The 12,651-nt window shown below is 57.2% G+C and carries 17 protein-coding genes, 1 tRNA gene and 1 pseudogene; 11 read left to right on the forward strand and 8 right to left on the reverse strand.

Annotated elements, in window-relative coordinates; all coding sequences use genetic code 11:
* Positions 1-4: 4 nt before the first annotated feature.
* The 3 genes from C4J94_RS17725 (at position 5) to C4J94_RS17735 (ending at position 2,205) form a co-directional block, all read left to right on the forward strand.
* Positions 5-1,093: an asparaginase gene (locus C4J94_RS17725; protein WP_124387363.1), complete on the forward strand. Its 1,089-nt coding sequence runs from the start codon at positions 5-7 to the stop codon at positions 1,091-1,093.
* A gap of 166 nt (positions 1,094-1,259) precedes the next feature.
* Positions 1,260-1,511 (forward strand): DUF1654 domain-containing protein, encoded by a 252-nt coding sequence (locus tag C4J94_RS17730; RefSeq protein WP_170827563.1) that lies wholly within the window; start codon positions 1,260-1,262, stop codon positions 1,509-1,511.
* 4 nt (positions 1,512-1,515) lie between these two features.
* The gene (locus C4J94_RS17735; protein WP_124387364.1) at positions 1,516-2,205 is read left to right on the forward strand and encodes an endonuclease; all 690 of its coding nucleotides are present in this window, start codon (positions 1,516-1,518) and stop codon (positions 2,203-2,205) included.
* A gap of 31 nt (positions 2,206-2,236) precedes the next feature.
* Here C4J94_RS17735 and C4J94_RS17740 read toward each other — a convergent pair whose 3' ends face one another.
* A complete protein-coding gene (locus C4J94_RS17740) occupies positions 2,237-2,602 on the reverse strand; it encodes an SPOR domain-containing protein (protein WP_124389008.1) in 366 nt (121 codons plus the stop codon).
* Between the two features lie 260 nt (positions 2,603-2,862).
* Here C4J94_RS17740 and csrA point away from each other — a divergent pair, with 260 nt between their 5' ends.
* Together csrA and C4J94_RS17750 are read left to right on the forward strand one after the other, a co-directional pair.
* Entirely contained in the window at positions 2,863-3,057 is a 195-nt protein-coding gene (gene csrA, locus C4J94_RS17745; protein ID WP_003192511.1) for a carbon storage regulator CsrA, read from the forward strand.
* Between the two features lie 206 nt (positions 3,058-3,263).
* Positions 3,264-3,527: a hypothetical protein gene (locus tag C4J94_RS17750; RefSeq protein WP_124387365.1), complete on the forward strand. Its 264-nt coding sequence runs from the start codon at positions 3,264-3,266 to the stop codon at positions 3,525-3,527.
* 4 nt (positions 3,528-3,531) lie between these two features.
* Here the strand turns inward: C4J94_RS17750 and C4J94_RS17755 are convergent, their stop codons facing one another.
* A complete protein-coding gene (locus C4J94_RS17755) occupies positions 3,532-4,203 on the reverse strand; it encodes an HAD family hydrolase (RefSeq protein WP_256657550.1) in 672 nt (223 codons plus the stop codon).
* A gap of 201 nt (positions 4,204-4,404) precedes the next feature.
* Here C4J94_RS17755 and C4J94_RS17760 point away from each other — a divergent pair, with 201 nt between their 5' ends.
* The 3 genes from C4J94_RS17760 to C4J94_RS17770 are packed head-to-tail and all read left to right on the forward strand — an operon-like array spanning position 4,405 to position 6,776.
* Positions 4,405-4,665 carry a DUF2790 domain-containing protein gene (locus tag C4J94_RS17760; protein ID WP_124387366.1) on the forward strand — a complete coding sequence of 87 codons (261 nt, stop codon included), beginning with the start codon at positions 4,405-4,407 and terminating at the stop codon, positions 4,663-4,665.
* A gap of 42 nt (positions 4,666-4,707) precedes the next feature.
* The gene (locus C4J94_RS17765) at positions 4,708-5,379 is read left to right on the forward strand and encodes a heavy metal response regulator transcription factor (protein WP_124387367.1); all 672 of its coding nucleotides are present in this window, start codon (positions 4,708-4,710) and stop codon (positions 5,377-5,379) included.
* Positions 5,376-6,776 carry a heavy metal sensor histidine kinase gene (locus tag C4J94_RS17770; protein ID WP_124387368.1) on the forward strand — a complete coding sequence of 467 codons (1,401 nt, stop codon included), beginning with the start codon at positions 5,376-5,378 and terminating at the stop codon, positions 6,774-6,776. The genes C4J94_RS17765 and C4J94_RS17770 overlap by 4 nt, the downstream gene beginning before the upstream one ends.
* Before the next feature lie 12 nt (positions 6,777-6,788).
* On the opposite strand, the gene C4J94_RS17775 is transcribed toward C4J94_RS17770, so the two are convergent.
* The 4 genes from C4J94_RS17775 to C4J94_RS17790 form a co-directional block, all read right to left on the reverse strand.
* Positions 6,789-7,235: an anti-virulence regulator CigR family protein gene (locus C4J94_RS17775; RefSeq protein WP_124387369.1), complete on the reverse strand. Its 447-nt coding sequence runs from the start codon at positions 7,233-7,235 to the stop codon at positions 6,789-6,791.
* Between the two features lie 62 nt (positions 7,236-7,297).
* Positions 7,298-7,927, reverse strand: coding sequence for a pyroglutamyl-peptidase I (gene pcp / locus C4J94_RS17780; protein WP_124387370.1), 630 nt, complete (start codon positions 7,925-7,927; stop codon positions 7,298-7,300).
* Between the two features lie 7 nt (positions 7,928-7,934).
* Positions 7,935-8,885, reverse strand: a complete 951-nt coding sequence (locus C4J94_RS17785) for a DUF979 domain-containing protein (RefSeq protein WP_124387371.1) — start codon at positions 8,883-8,885, stop codon at positions 7,935-7,937.
* On the reverse strand, positions 8,882-9,598 hold the full coding sequence (locus C4J94_RS17790) for a DUF969 domain-containing protein (protein ID WP_124387372.1): 717 nt from the start codon (positions 9,596-9,598) through the stop codon (positions 8,882-8,884). Before C4J94_RS17790 ends, C4J94_RS17785 begins: the two co-directional genes overlap by 4 nt.
* A 176-nt stretch (positions 9,599-9,774) precedes the next feature.
* On the opposite strand from C4J94_RS17790, the gene C4J94_RS17795 reads away from it, so the two are divergent.
* Positions 9,775-10,023 carry a hypothetical protein gene (locus C4J94_RS17795; protein WP_164485593.1) on the forward strand — a complete coding sequence of 83 codons (249 nt, stop codon included), beginning with the start codon at positions 9,775-9,777 and terminating at the stop codon, positions 10,021-10,023.
* Between the two features lie 692 nt (positions 10,024-10,715).
* Positions 10,716-10,840, forward strand: a pseudogene (locus C4J94_RS28165) (transposase domain-containing protein); the annotation flags it as partial.
* Here C4J94_RS28165 and C4J94_RS17805 read toward each other — a convergent pair.
* On the reverse strand, positions 10,826-11,425 hold the full coding sequence (locus C4J94_RS17805) for a histidine phosphatase family protein (protein WP_124387374.1): 600 nt from the start codon (positions 11,423-11,425) through the stop codon (positions 10,826-10,828). The pseudogene C4J94_RS28165 and the gene C4J94_RS17805 sit on opposite strands and share 15 nt — an antisense overlap.
* A 147-nt stretch (positions 11,426-11,572) precedes the next feature.
* Between C4J94_RS17805 and C4J94_RS17810 the strand changes: the two genes are divergently transcribed.
* Entirely contained in the window at positions 11,573-12,319 is a 747-nt protein-coding gene (locus C4J94_RS17810; protein WP_124387375.1) for a hypothetical protein, read from the forward strand.
* 232 nt (positions 12,320-12,551) lie between these two features.
* Here C4J94_RS17810 and C4J94_RS17815 read toward each other — a convergent pair.
* Positions 12,552-12,628 (reverse strand) — tRNA-Val (locus tag C4J94_RS17815).
* Between the last annotated feature and the right edge of the window lie 23 nt (positions 12,629-12,651).

Consider the following 12,651-nt stretch of genomic DNA (forward strand, 5'->3'; position numbering starts at 1 on the left):
AATAATGAAATCTGCATTGAAGACCTTTGTTCCCGGGGCACTCGCCCTGCTGCTGCTGTTCCCCGTCGCCGCTCAGGCGAAAGAAGTCGAGACCAAGACAAAGCTTTCCAACGTGGTGATCCTTGCCACTGGCGGCACCATTGCCGGCGCTGGCGCCAGCGCAGCCAACAGCGCCACCTACCAGGCCGCCAAAGTCGGCATCGAACAATTGATCGCCGGTGTTCCTGAGCTTAGCCAGATCGCCAATGTACGCGGCGAACAAGTGATGCAAATTGCTTCGGAAAGCATCACCAACGAAAACCTGCTGCAACTGGGTCGCCGCGTCGCCGAATTGGCCGATGATAAAGATGTGGATGGCATCGTGATCACCCACGGTACCGACACCCTTGAGGAAACCGCCTACTTCCTCAACCTGGTTGAAAAAACCGACAAGCCCATCGTAGTGGTCGGTTCCATGCGCCCAGGCACCGCCATGTCGGCTGATGGCATGCTCAACCTGTACAACGCCGTTGCCGTCGCGGGCAGCAAGGACGCACGGGGCAAGGGCGTGCTGGTGACCATGAACGACGAGATCCAGTCGGGTCGCGACGTGAGCAAGATGATCAACATCAAGACCGAGGCGTTCAAGAGCCCATGGGGCCCACTGGGCATGGTTGTTGAAGGCAAATCCTACTGGTTCCGCCTGCCGGCCAAGCGTCACACCATGGATTCGGAATTCGACATCAAGACCATCAAGAGCCTGCCTGACGTTGAAATTGCCTACGGCTACGGCAACGTGAGCGATACCGCGTACAAAGCCCTGGCCCAAGCCGGCGCCAAGGCGATCATCCATGCCGGCACCGGCAATGGCTCGGTGTCGTCCAAGGTGGTGCCTGCGCTGGTGGAACTGCGCAAGCAAGGCGTGCAGATCATTCGCTCTTCTCACGTCAACGCCGGTGGCATGGTGCTGCGTAACGCCGAGCAACCAGACGACAAATACGACTGGGTCGCAGCCCTCGACCTGAACCCGCAAAAAGCACGCATTCTGGCCATGGTCGCCCTGACCAAGACCCAAGACAGCAAAGAGCTGCAGCGGATGTTCTGGGAATATTGATTCCAGGCTTTACCTGTAGGAGCGAGCCCCGCTCCTACAGTTTCTCGCAAAAAATCACACTAAATTTCCAAATTCGCTGTCAGACGGACTTCTTTGAATTTAAGCAGTTGCGAAATTACCTACAGTTAAATACTGTATGTGCGTACAGCTTACTAAGGAATACTCCGTGGCAAAGCCCTCCTCCGCAGCACCCGCAGCGCCAGATGCCTATCAACGCCTGGCCATTCGCGTACAAAAAATCATCAACTCGACCAACGCCCAGAAAGCCAAGGCGGCGCTGATCTTCCGTTTGCCGGATGAGCCAGAGGACGAGTGGGCACGCTTGCTTGAAGAGATTGCAGAAAACGACAACGTCACCCTCGCCTACCGGGACGACGGCGGCGTGCAGATTTTCTGGGTTGTGCCGAAGGAAGATTGATTGAATGAGTGTCCGTTTTTTTGCTGTGTGCTGCCTGTTTTTTGCTGTCACCGCCAACGCCCAAGCCCCGCGAACCTTCAGTGAAGCCAAGAAAATCGCCTGGAAGCTCTACGCACCGCAATCCACCGAATTCTACTGCGGCTGCAAATACACCGGTAACCGGATAAACCTCAAAGCCTGCGGTTACATCCCGCGCAAGAACGCCAACCGCGCCGCGCGCATCGAATGGGAACACATTGTGCCCGCCTGGCAGATCGGCCATCAGCGTCAGTGCTGGCAAAATGGCGGGCGTAAAAACTGCACGCGTCATGATGATGTGTTCAAGCGTGCCGAAGCAGACCTGCACAACCTGGTGCCGAGCATCGGCGAGGTGAATGGCGACCGGAACAACTTCAGCTTCGGCTGGCTGCCGGTGCAAAGCGGGCAGTACGGTTCATGCCTGACCCAGGTGGACTTCAAGGCCAAGAAGGTCATGCCACGCCCGTCCATTCGCGGAATGATCGCGCGCACCTATTTTTATATGAGCAAGCAATACGGCCTGCGCCTGTCAAAACAGGATCGCCAACGGTATGAAGCCTGGAACAAGACCTACCCGGTTGAAGCCTGGGAGCGCCAGCGCAACCAGACAGTGGGCTGCGTGATGGGCCGTGGCAACGAGTTTGTCGGCCCGGTAAATCTCAAGGCCTGTGGCTAAAAGGTGGGCGCAACGTGCGCCCACCTTCACGTTACTGCGCGACCTTGTGTTCGATGACCTCTGACACGGTGTCGTTTTTCTTGGCCCGCGCCATCTTTTCGTTGAGCAGCGCCTGCTTGGCTTCAGCCTCGGCTTTGCTGGCAAACGGGCCCAGCAGTACCTCATCTTTACCGTCGACCTTCACGATATAGAAATTGAAACCATGCTCCAGCAGCCAGGCGGTCAAGTCAGTGATCGCCTGCAGCTTGTGATCCGGCGGGCCCACCCATACATCCCATTCTTGAGCGGAGATCGTACCGGTTTGTGGCTGGCTTTGAGTCACGACAGGCTTGGCCTTAGGCGCATCGACAGGTTTACCTTCGCCGCACCCGACCAATGCCAACACCGCAATTGCCATCGCTACTTTACGCACTGCCCTGCTCCTTTGAAGATAAAGAGGCGACTTTACCATTCACTGTCTATTCTGGCGGTCATAAACGTAGGCTTAAACAATGCGAATGATGTATCGCGACCTGTATGATGATGCCATGGGAATTAATGTCGCCTCTATGCGTCCTAAAAGAGGCAGTCACAGGGAAGCGCTTCGCAGTAAGCTACGCACATCCGACACCTGCCCTGTCTGAACATGTGTCCTTAAAAGTAATCAAGGAGAAGTCCATGCTTATACTCACCCGCAAAGTTGGTGAAAGCATAAACATCGGTGATGACATTACGATCACCATTCTGGGCGTTAGCGGCCAGCAAGTACGAATCGGCATCAACGCCCCCAAGGATGTTGCCGTGCATCGCGAGGAAATTTATCAGCGCATCCAGGCCGGCCTCACTGCGCCGGACAAAAACCAGACGCCTTGAAGCACCTCCCAGTAGCCAGCCTTTTGCTTCACCGTAACGGCTGGCGAAAACCTGATTGGCACGTTCGTTTTTCTTATCCGAGCCGTGCGCCCCGTACATGTCCCTGCGCTGCAAGATGAAACTGCCGTGATGCCCGGAACTTGTTGCATCATTTGCAGCCAAATCCCACGTCATCCTGCGGTCCGAGTGCATTCAGGAGCACGTCGATGAGGCCAACCGTTACACAGCCCATGATTTCCATTTCCTGGACGATCGCCTTGCTGATTGGGCTGGTCTTCCTGGCGCTCGGGTATGGCCTGCGATTGGAAGTCGAGGGGGCTGTCGACCCGGCAGACCATTCCTGGCTGGACTTGGCGTTGCTCTTGTGTGCCTACCTGTTCGCGTTCTGTCTCAAGCCGATTCAGAAGACGATCTTGCGTAAGCTGTGCCAGCGCGAGGCGCATCGCGCCGAGCAAAAAACGGCACGCTGATCTTCTACCGCTCTCGCACAGTCAGCTGGCCATCAGCGTCTCGCGCCACTTGCAGCCGCTCGTACCCGTCGATACAGGCATGTTCAGTTGCCATTGAAGCCAAGTGCGTCGAGGTCACCACCATCACATCCGCGCCCGCCGCTTCTGCTGCCCGAATACCTACCGCCGCATCCTCGAACACCAGGCAATCCTGCACCGGCACACCCAAGCGCTGGGCGCCGAGCACGTAACATGCCGGATCTGGCTTGCCGCTGGCGACGTCTTCGGCTGTCACCATGACCGCCGGCACAGAAATACCCGCCGCTTCCATTCGACGCACTGCCAGTGCCTTGGGCGCAGAGGTAACCAGCGCCCACTGATCGGCGGGCAAGCTGTTCAAGAACTCAACCGCACCTGGAATCGCCACGACGCCTTCGACGTCGTCCAATTCAGCTTCGGTAATCCACGCGGCTTCCTTTTCAGCATCCACACCCGCAAGCGCCTGGCGCGTGATCGTATCAATGGCGCGGGCGCCGTGAATGGTGGTCAGGAAGGCCTCCACATCCAGGCCGTGGCGTTCGGCCCAGCGGCTCCAAACACGCTCGGCAGCGGCGATGGAGTTGAGCAGGGTCCCATCCATATCGAACAGAAAGGCACGGTAACGCTGAGTAAATACGGTTGGATTTCGGCTGGGCACTGCGCGGTTTCCCCATGTGTTCAAGCGATGATTGACCCCGTGCAATCTACGGCTCACCTCGGCACTTGTAAACGCTGCGAGGTTCGCGCTCAAAGCCTTGAATGACGAACTTGTCATCATCCTGTTGGTTAGCTGTTCGGGTCGCCTGGTTACTGTGAACTCACTGCCAAGCCGGCAGCCAACCTTCACAGAGATATCGCCATGAAACGCTTTGCCCTCGCCTTCGCTGCCTTGCTCGCCACTGGTTCGGTCTTCGCTGCCGACACTACTCCAACTGCCCCGGTGATCCATGATCAGAGCGGCTTCTTTGTCCATCTGGATGTCGCCAAGGTACTGTCCAGTACCGACATCAACGGCCAATGCGGTATCGTCCCGGCGCAATTGCGCTACCTGGACCATCAGGACCGCGAGCACGTGCTGGACTACCGGGTGCAAGGCACCGGTTGCGCCAGTGACAATTGATCAAGCTACACTTGCGCAACCCATTGAATCAGGGCAGTTCCCATGAACATCCTCGTAGTCGAAGACGAACCCAAGGCCGGCAATTATCTGCTCAATGGCCTGCAAGAGCTGGGCTACAGCGTGAGCCTGGCCCGCGACGGCGTGGACGGTTTGCACCAGGCCCTGGAAACGCCATTCGATGTGATCGTGCTCGACGTAATGATGCCGAAGATGGATGGCTGGGAAGTGCTGCGCCGCTTGCGCAGGGAAGCCGACACGCCCGTGCTGTTCCTCACGGCCCGAGATGACATTGCCGACCGCATCAAGGGTTTGGAACTGGGCGCCGACGATTACCTGATCAAGCCCTTCTCCTTCGCCGAACTGGTCGCGCGCCTGCGCACCCTGACTCGGCGCGGGCCGACGCGAGAAGAAGAACACCTGCACATCGCCGACCTGCAGATCGACGTGCTCAAGCGCCGCGTCACCCGCGCCGGCACGCGCATCACCCTGACCAATAAAGAGTTCGCCCTGCTGCACCTGTTCGCCACACACCAGGGCCAGGTACTGTCACGCTCGCTGATTGCCTCGCGGGTGTGGGACATGAATTTTGACAGTGACACCAATGTGGTCGACGTGGCCGTGCGGCGCCTGCGCTTGAAAATCGACGACCCGTTCCAACTCAAGTTGATCCACAGCGTACGTGGCATCGGCTACCGCTTCGATACCCAGCCATGAACCGAACTCGCCATTACTCGCTGACCCTGCGCCTGGCGCTGATCTTCGCCCTGCTCGCCTTTGCCTTGCTGGCCACCCTGGGTGTGGCCCTGTACCGCGAACTGGAGCGCGAATTGGTGCGCCGCGACGACACCGCGCTAGTAGCCCGGGTGGATCAACTGCGCAACCTGCTCAATGACAGCAACACCCTGGGACTGATCCAGACAAAGCCCGAGTTGTTCCAGAACATGCTGGGCAATCGCGAATCCGTCTTGAGTATCGCCGCCCCCGGTCAACAACCGTTGCTGCTGGTGAACCCGGCGAATATCGAACTGCCGTCGATCAAACCGGTGCCCAGGGATCATGTACTGGCGTTGAGCGATGTGCAGCATTTGCCGGGGCTCAACGGCATCCCCTTTTCAACCGTGGCCGCAACCATCGACTCCGGCGACCTCGGCAGCCTGCAAGTCACCAGCGGCCGCCTGATGACCGAGCGCACCGCCGTACTCGCCAGCTATCGATTGAGCGTTTATATCCTGGCGAGTATCGCGGCGATCATCCTGGCCTTGGCCGGTTACCTGCTGGTGCATCGCGGCTTGCTGCCCTTGCGCCGGCTCGCCCGGCACGCTCAAGGGATCGGCGTCGGCAACCTGGCTGAACGCCTCGACGGCCAGGGTGCACCCAAGGAATTGCTGCCGATGATCGAGTCGTTCAACACCATGCTGGAACGCTTGTCCAAGGGCTTTGTACAACTGGGCCAAGTCTCCACCGACATGGCCCACGAACTGCGCACGCCGATCAATAACCTGCTCGGCGAAACCCAGGTTGCCCTGCAACAGCAGCGCAGTATCGAAAGCTACCAACAGCTGTTGGCTTCCAATGTCGAAGAGCTTGAACGCCTGGCGCGGATGCTCGATAACATGCTGTTCCTGGCGCGCACCGACCCCGCCAGTGCGCTGCGCCAACGCCAGGCGCTGGACGCATCGCAGGAAGTGGAACGCGTCGCGGATTACTTCGAAGGGCTGGCCGGTGACGTGGGCATGCACATTGTCGCCAAAGGCGAAGGCGTGATCTGGGCGGAGCCTATGCTTCTGCGTCGCGCCCTGGCGAACCTGTGCGCCAACGCCATCAAGTATGGTTCGCCGGGCTCGGAGCTGAGCATCCAGGCCATTGCTGATGACCAGGGCGTCAAATTGAGGGTCAGTAACCACGGTAAAACCATTCCCGCCGAGCATCTGCCGCGGCTGTTCGAACGGTTTTACCGGGTGGATGAAGCCCGCGAACGCTCTTCCCAGTCCAACGGACTGGGGCTGTCAATTGTGGCAACCATCATGCAATTGCATAACGGGCGTTACAGCGTCAGCAGTGAAAACGGCGTGACGAGCTTTGAGTTGTTTTTCCCCGCGCAGAAAGCGTGAGGCGGCGCCCCGTCAATCAAAAGCCCCGTTGAGCACTTCGTAGATGATACCGGTAGCAATGGCTACCAGAATCAAATCGGTGCCTGCTTGCTGCCACTCGTACCCATCGTAATGCGGCAGGCGACCCGCCAGGCGACCATCAAGTTTCTTGGCGATACCAGGCGGCAGCGGCTTGCCGCGAGCCAGATTCTTCTGGATACCCGGAGGCAGCGCGGGCCCCGGGCTCCAATAATCGCGATTTCCGCCCACCAGGGTCAGCACACTGCCTCGATCGACGCTGGGGCCATGACTACCTGCCGACCCTTTGCCCTTAGGCTTGTCGTGGCCCTGCCCCGCTTGGTTATTGCCCTTGTTATTCCCCTGGCCTTTGCCATTGCCAGGATCTGCCAAGGCAACACCGCTACCTGCAAACACTGCGATCGACAATACGACAGACACAAACTTCGGGCACTTGATCATGGCGTAGCTTCCAGAGGGGTACCTGCAAAACTGTAGCCGAAGTTGCACCACCGCGTATTGAATCAGCTCACACGGCCACCGGCTTCCACGATATCTACCTGAGTGTGCCAGGCTGCCGCGACCGCCAGACGCAAGCCTTCCACCAACACCGGCAGCACCATCGACGGCTGACCGGACCCAGGCAATCCCGGCACATGGATAAACCCACTGCGCACCTCAGAGCCCGCCAGCGCATGCTGCAATCGATAAAACACCTGATTGCACACGAACGTCCCCGCCGTCTGCGAAACCGACGCAGCAATACCCGCTTCACGCACTGCCCTGACCATGCTCTTGATCGGTAGTGTCGAGAAGTAAGCAGCCGGGCCGCCTTCTACCACCGCCGTGTCAATCGGCTGGGCGCCCAGATTGTCCGGGATGCGTGCATCATTGACGTTGATAGCGACCCGCTCGATGGAAATATCGCTGCGCCCAGGGCCCAAGCCAGTGGCGATAACCATCGCCGGATGTAATTCCTCGATCAGCTGAATCAAGGTCTCGGGCGCCGTGGCAAAGGCGCAAGGCAATCGGCGCGCGACGATCCGCACACCCTCACTCAGTTCCACCCCCTCCAACTGACGCACCGCCTCCCAGGAGGGGTTGACTACGTCGTGATCGAAAGGCTCGAAGCCTGTCAGCAATAGGGTTTTCATCCTGGCCTCACATCAACAGATAAAGCAGCACGATATTGACCACCAGCATCATCAACGCGGTCGGCAACTGGGCCTTGATCACCGCATTCTTGTCCGGCAGCTCCAGCAATGCGGCCGGCACGATATTGAAGTTGGCCGCCATCGGTGTCATCAGCGTACCGCAGTAGCCGGAAAACATGCCGATTGCCGCCATCACCGCCGGATTGCCGCCATAAATCCCCACCAGCACCGGCACGCCGACGCCACCGGTCATCACCGGAAAGGCGGCAAAGCCGTTGCCCATGATCACCGTAAACAAGGCCATGCCCAGCACATAAACCATGACCGCCACCAACTTGAAATCCAGGTTGATGTAAGTGGTGGTGACGTGGGCAACAGCCGTGCCGACCCCGGCTTCATTGAACAGCAGCCCGAGCATCGCCAGCATCTGTGGCAGCACCATGGCCCAGCCCAGGGCTTCGGTCAGGCGACGCGATTCGCGCAAGGCTTGCACGGGCGTATCGCGGGTCAGCCAGCAGGCCAGGCCCAGGGCGATCAAGCAGCCGATGCCGAGCGAGACGAAGGTGGTGTTCTTCGGATCAAGCAGCGGCACCCCGCCGATTTCGGTGTGCTTGAGCAACACCGAGCCGATCACCGTGGTCAGCGGGATAGCCAATGCGGGGATAAACAGCTTGTGGCCGAGGCGACCGGCACTGGCGCGCGAAGCCTTGTCGTGCAATTCAGCGTGCTGGCCACGACCAACGCCCCCCATGCCCGCAATCAACGCCATCAGCACAACGCCAACGCCGATGACCACCGAAGGCAAACGCTCCCCCACCAGGAACGGAATGGCAAACAGCAGCCAGAACAGCGCACTGGACCAACGTTTGGGGTGGGTGCGATCCAGCAGGATCATACCGGCGGTGATCAGCAACAGCACACCGGCCAGCCAGTACAGGTATTGAATGGAAATAATCATCGTGCGACCTCCACCGAGGGGGCCACGGCGGTCATCTCACGGGTCAGCCTTCGATCGAACCGATGCAGGCGGATGGCATGGATGATAAAGGCACAGATCGCCGTCGGGATGCCCCACACCGCGATGTGCAGCGGCTCCACATCAATCCCCGAACCCAGCAGGAAGGTATGCATCAAGGCGATCGCACCAAAGGCGACGAAGATGTCCTCGCCAAAAAACAGCCCCACGTTGTCGGTGGCGGCGCACATGGCCAACACCTTGTGACGCAGCTTGTCCGGCAGCTTGCCGTAGCGTTTTTCCGCAGCGCCTTCAGCCATCGGTGCCAGCAATGGCCGCACCATCTGCGGATGCCCGCCCAAGCTGGTCAGCCCCATGGCTGCGGTAGATTCACGAACAAACAGATAGATGATCAGCAAACGCCCGACTGTGGCCCGCTCGAAGCGGGAGATCCAGTTCTGCGCATGCAGGCGCAGGCCATGACGCTCCAACAGGCCAATCACCGCCAGCGGCAATAACAGGATCAATTGCAACGCACGGGTTTGAAGGAAGCCATCGCCCATGGTGGCGAGAATTTTTTCCAGCGGAAACTGGGCGGCGAGCCCGGTCGCGATCGCGGCGGCGGTGACCACCAGCAACGGATTGAAGCGCAGTACAAAGCCGACCACGATGACAAGTACGCCGATCAACGGCCATAAATTCACAACAGTTTGCATGGCGGAGAGGTCCTTTAGTGCGCGCTGCGGCGCCATTACAGCAGGATGTGAGCAAAGGGCTCACAGCATGAAAGTGGCGTGCAGTCGGCTCGGTTTTTTTATTGTTGACCCGAAAGGTCGAGCGGTGGCGGCAACTTTGCTGCCTCGGGGTGGGAGGTGTCCAACAAGAAAAATTGTTGCTGCAAACCAATAAATTTTGTCGATATTGGCAGCGCTGGCTGGGTCAGCTGGAGGGATTCGGGATTGGCTCTATACTCAGCAATGATGCTTCCACAGATCATCGCGCTTTTGCCGACAATGAGGGATCCAGCTATGTATGCCGGTCAAATGAGCAGTATGGCGACAGCAATTGGCGAGATACGCTGCCAGATGGTGGTCCAGATCATTTGCCTGCTGTCGGTGGCTACGCTTTTCTGTTGATTTGAGACACGTAGTCCTCAAGTGCGCCGCAAGGTGTCACCGGGTAAGGTGTGCTCGAATTTCAGTCGTTGCCGGTAGATATTCAGTTCTCGCCTCCGTCGATTTAGAAAAGTGACCTTGCGGAATTACTGTAATGGCTTTGATTGGCGGAGAGAATACATTCGCGAGCGGAAGTCCCTCGAGCAGCAGGCAAGCTTCGAATTGGTGTATCTCGACTCGCTGTTTCGCTAAGAAGTGGGGCGAGCCAACCCCAACTCAGATACCAAAACGAATTGGCGTAGCTTTGCTGGTCACCCCACCGCATGTATCTGAACCTACTTACCGGTTACTTGGAAGGCTTGTGCGGTGGAAGCGTTGGGTGCTTCGGGGCGGTTGGTGGGTTTACATGGTGCCGACGATCATCTTTACCATCTTCTCGTTTTGGCTTCGGGCCAGGGTTAATATCTGTAAACATTTTATTCCCTTTTTAAGGTCGTAATTGCTCAGTGTGGAAGCCGGAAACAGAAACGTTATCTGGCCTCAGGAATGTCTTTAGGGGCGCCCCCCCAGAAGCTCAAGGTGAGCTCTGAGTGATTCATGTGTTCGCCATCCCCGTAAGGCTTTTCGAATATAGTATTTTGACACTATCCTGCAACCTAACCAGTCTCATACGCCAATCATTCACTATCAAAAGGCTAGACCTATCCGGTAGTGCGGCATGAATGGGCATGATCCGTATGCGTATTTGAAGGACGTGCTGACTCGCCTACCGACGCAGCGGGCAAGTGAGATTGCGAGTTGCTGCCGCAAAGCTGGCAGCAGCCCACATCACGCTATGGGTAGAGAGCGCCTCAGAGTTTCAAGATCTTGTGTAGGTATATTGAAGCTTTGCAAAAACAGCATGTTACCGTTTGAAAGTTGCCATTCGTAGAAGTCTGAAAAGTCTCCTATGGCCAGTGCTCGGACTACTTTTGCAACAAAGCCGTGTGCTACAAGCAAAACAGTTTTGGAAGGATATTTCGATTCCAGCTCAGCTAAACCGTCTCGCACTCGTTTCACGACGTCAGAGATCGACTCACCATCGGTCGGCCCAGCATCCCAAAGTCGAGTGATGTTTTGCGACCAGAGTTGCGGATAGCGCTTCTTGGCATCGCCTTGGGTCAACCCCTCGAAAACGCCGACATCCCGCTCTCTGAAGCAGTCCATTATTTCAGGTGAGAGCTTCAGGCGTTCGTTCAGAATACTCGCGGTTTGTACTGCCCTGACGCGTGGAGAAACGACAAGTACGTCAAGGCTTGCAGGCAATCGCTCGCAAAGAGTTTGAGCTTGCTGGCGGCCCAGCGCGTTTAGCTCTGGATCAAGAGATCCAAGGTATCGATGTTCGGCATTAGCCCAGGTTTCACCATGCCGCACGATGTATAAATGCATGAAATCCGTCTCAGCGAAATAAGGGATAAATTGTACCTTTCCATCGCCGGTGAACGCACCAAGACCAGGTTTTAGGACAGGTGTCTTCCCCAGACGCTTACATGGGATCCTGCGGAAAGCAACTCCAACCACTATCAGGATAAAGGCATGACAGGCGCGTACAAATGGAAGCACGGTTGGGCTGACGCGTATGCCTATCGTAACGGTGATATCGCCGAAGAATTCTTTGATCTGGTGGTAAGGCCGTCGCTGTCGGCACTGGAAGAAAAATACCTAGAGCTGGCGAGCAGTGGTGATCTGGTGATGAGCGGCTTAATGGCTCCCGACCATCGCGACCTAATCAACAAGACGAATATGGCGTTCTGCCTGTCAATCCAATCTCTCTGGGAGCAACAACTTCGCCGCTACCTTGGTCACTGTGTCAGCTCCCTAAGCATTGAGAATGTGACAGCCGACGATCTTGAGCATATGACTTGGGGCGAGAAGACCAACAATCTCTTTCAGTACATTCGTGGGGCTGACCTGACCACCTTTGATTCCTACGCCACCCTGAACAAGTTGCAACTTTTGGGCAATGCATGTCGGCATGGTGATGGAAAGTCTTCAAGGCAGCTGCTCAAGTTATACCCAGAGCTATGGCCACAGCACGACATCCAATCAACGCAGCACCCTGTGGCTCGTGATACATCGATAGAGTCCCTTCAGATCAGTGCTGGGCTGTTGGCTGGCTTCGTCGACGCCATTGTGTTGTTCTGGACGGATCTAGAGATTCTCGGACTGATGAGTTTCGCCACTCAAGATGCCGGTCTGTTCGCTCGCATTACCTATCTTCGCAACAGCCGTGCGGCGAGACTTGCATTAATCTCACGCCCGTCTCAGCCCTGCACACAGTAACCCACACCGCTGCTTTAGCATCTCTTTTGGATAGATATACTCAGCCCGACCCATCTGCCCTACCTTGGTACGGAAGACTTGCTAGCCTTGGATCGGGCCATTACCTGCATTCACATTGCTCAGTGTGAACGAAGTCTATATTTTGTGAACGTTCTGCATGAACTCCAGACAACAAAAAAGGGCTCACCTTTCGGTGAGCCCTTCTAGACCGCCCAGCAGAGCGGATTTTGTTTGGTAGGCGCGATTGGACTCGAACCAACGACCCCCACCATGTCAAGGTGGTGCTCTAACCAACTGAGCTACGTGCCTGCTGTGTGGCGGCATTCTACGGA

Source organism: Pseudomonas sp. R5-89-07, assembly GCF_003851685.1.
Taxonomy (GTDB): domain Bacteria; phylum Pseudomonadota; class Gammaproteobacteria; order Pseudomonadales; family Pseudomonadaceae; genus Aquipseudomonas.

Bases quoted from the DNA above. Each gene is read 5' to 3' on its own strand.
- pcp (WP_124387370.1), bottom strand. From the start codon at position 7,927: ATGAAAACCCTATTGCTGACAGGCTTCGAGCCTTTCGATCACGACGTA.
- C4J94_RS17785 (WP_124387371.1), bottom strand. From the start codon at position 8,885: ATGATTATTTCCATTCAATACCTGTACTGGCTGGCCGGTGTGCTGTTG.
- C4J94_RS17805 (WP_124387374.1), bottom strand. From the start codon at position 11,425: ATGCATTTATACATCGTGCGGCATGGTGAAACCTGGGCTAATGCCGAA.
- C4J94_RS17750 (WP_124387365.1), top strand. From the start codon at position 3,264: ATGAGGCCAACCGTTACACAGCCCATGATTTCCATTTCCTGGACGATC.
- C4J94_RS17740 (WP_124389008.1), bottom strand. From the start codon at position 2,602: ATGGCAATTGCGGTGTTGGCATTGGTCGGGTGCGGCGAAGGTAAACCT.
- C4J94_RS17735 (WP_124387364.1), top strand. From the start codon at position 1,516: ATGAGTGTCCGTTTTTTTGCTGTGTGCTGCCTGTTTTTTGCTGTCACC.
- C4J94_RS17775 (WP_124387369.1), bottom strand. From the start codon at position 7,235: ATGATCAAGTGCCCGAAGTTTGTGTCTGTCGTATTGTCGATCGCAGTG.
- C4J94_RS17810 (WP_124387375.1), top strand. From the start codon at position 11,573: ATGACAGGCGCGTACAAATGGAAGCACGGTTGGGCTGACGCGTATGCC.
- C4J94_RS17725 (WP_124387363.1), top strand. From the start codon at position 5: ATGAAATCTGCATTGAAGACCTTTGTTCCCGGGGCACTCGCCCTGCTG.
- C4J94_RS17765 (WP_124387367.1), top strand. From the start codon at position 4,708: ATGAACATCCTCGTAGTCGAAGACGAACCCAAGGCCGGCAATTATCTG.
- C4J94_RS17790 (WP_124387372.1), bottom strand. From the start codon at position 9,598: ATGCAAACTGTTGTGAATTTATGGCCGTTGATCGGCGTACTTGTCATC.
- C4J94_RS17770 (WP_124387368.1), top strand. From the start codon at position 5,376: ATGAACCGAACTCGCCATTACTCGCTGACCCTGCGCCTGGCGCTGATC.
- csrA (WP_003192511.1), top strand. From the start codon at position 2,863: ATGCTTATACTCACCCGCAAAGTTGGTGAAAGCATAAACATCGGTGAT.
- C4J94_RS17760 (WP_124387366.1), top strand. From the start codon at position 4,405: ATGAAACGCTTTGCCCTCGCCTTCGCTGCCTTGCTCGCCACTGGTTCG.